At 69.1% G+C, this 1,583-nt stretch carries 1 protein-coding gene; it reads left to right on the top strand.

Annotation, left to right across the window (positions count from 1 at the left end; translation table 11 throughout):
* The first annotated feature begins 237 nt into the window (after positions 1 to 237).
* On the top strand, positions 238 to 1,443 hold the full coding sequence (locus IAE56_RS20870; RefSeq protein ID WP_200753834.1) for an MFS transporter: 1,206 nt from the start codon (positions 238 to 240) through the stop codon (positions 1,441 to 1,443).
* Positions 1,444 to 1,583 lie beyond the last annotated feature (140 nt).

The following is a 1,583-nucleotide window of genomic DNA, read 5'->3' as shown; positions in this document are numbered from 1 at the left end:
CGTTCGGGACGTAGAGGTCGCAGGTTCGAATCCTGTCTCCCCGACCACTTCAGTGGTCACCAAGAAGCCTGGAAGACGACAGTCCTCCGGGTTTTTTTGTGCCTGTCGCCCGGCGGCATCCCGCCCGGCCCTACCCCGTACAATGGGCACCCTTTCCCCCACCCCTGCACCGGCCTGGCCCGGTGCCGGCGCTGCACGCCAAAGACGCGGCGTGCGCCACCTGCAAGGACCCGCCGCATGACGTCCCCGACTTCGCCTTCACCCTCGCTGCTGCACGGCCGCCTGCTGGCGTTCGCCGCCATCCTGCTGGCGGCGGTCAACCTGCGTACCGCGGTCACCTCCATCACTCCGCTGCTGGACGTGCTCGGCCAGCAGTTCGGCTTCGGCACCACCATGACCGGCGTGCTCGGCATGCTGCCCACCGCCTCGTTCGCGCTGTTCGGCGTGGCGACCCCGGCCGTGGCCCGGCGCCTGGGCCTGGAGCGCACCACGCTGCTGGCGATGACCCTGGCCATGGCCGGCCTGCTGCTGCGCTCCAGCGCCGGCAACGTCGGCACGCTGCTGCTGGGCTCGGTGATCGCACTGGCCGGCATGGGCATCGGCAATGTGGTGGTGCCGCCGCTGGTGAAGCGCTACTTCGCCAACAAGGTGGGCACGATGAGCACGCTGTACATCAGCGTGCTGCAGCTGGGCACGATGACCCCGGCGCTGCTGGCGGTGCCGGTGGCCAATGCCGCGGGCTGGCGCGTGTCGCTGGGCATGTGGGCACTGCTGGCCCTGGCCGCCGCCCTGCCCTGGCTGATGCTGGCCCGCCGCGCGCCGAAGCCGGTGCAGGACGGCAGTGATCCCACCGCGCAGCCGCACGGCAGGGTCTGGCGCACGTCGCTGGGCTGGAGCATGACGCTGATGTTCGGCATGACCTCGCTGATGACCTATTCGATGTTCACCTGGCTGCCGCGCATCGTGGTCGAGGCCGGTGCCACGCCGGCGTTCGGTGGGGTGATGGTAGCGGTGTTCTCGGCGCTGGGCCTGCTGCCGTCGCTGGTCATTCCCTCGCTGGCGGTGCGCCTGCCGAATCCGTTCCCGCTGGTGCTGATCGGCTTCTTCGCCTTCGTCATCGCCTTCACGGGCCTGCTGCTGGCACCGCTGAAGGCGCCGCTGCTGTGGGCGGCGCTGCTGGGCGTGGGCCCGTCCACGTTCCCGCTGGCGCTGACCCTGATCAACCTGCGCACGCGCACCCCGACCGGGTCGGCGGCGTTGTCGGGCTTCATGCAGGGCGTGGGCTACAGCTTCAGCTGCCTGGGGCCGTTCCTGATGGGCTGGCTGCATACGGTGAGCGAGGGCTGGACGCTGCCGTTCGGGTTCCTGTTTGGCTGCGCGGCGCTGATGCTGGGGGCGTCGTGGGTGGCGTGCAAGCCGCGGAAGCTGGAAGACCTCTGGTAAGGGGTTGGGGTGCTGCGGCAGGGCTGCGCCCTGCACCTGCTTACTTCAACTTCAAAATCAAAATCAGAATCAAAGGCAGCTCTGGGTTGCTGCTGGTTGGGCGGGGCGGTGTGGGCTTGCAGGACACGCCGTAAACCCGT

This window comes from Stenotrophomonas sp. S41 (assembly GCF_016624625.1).
GTDB lineage: Bacteria > Pseudomonadota > Gammaproteobacteria > Xanthomonadales > Xanthomonadaceae > Stenotrophomonas.
The sequence above is the reverse complement of the archived record's forward strand: the minus strand, read 5'-3'. Positions and strand labels throughout refer to the sequence as shown.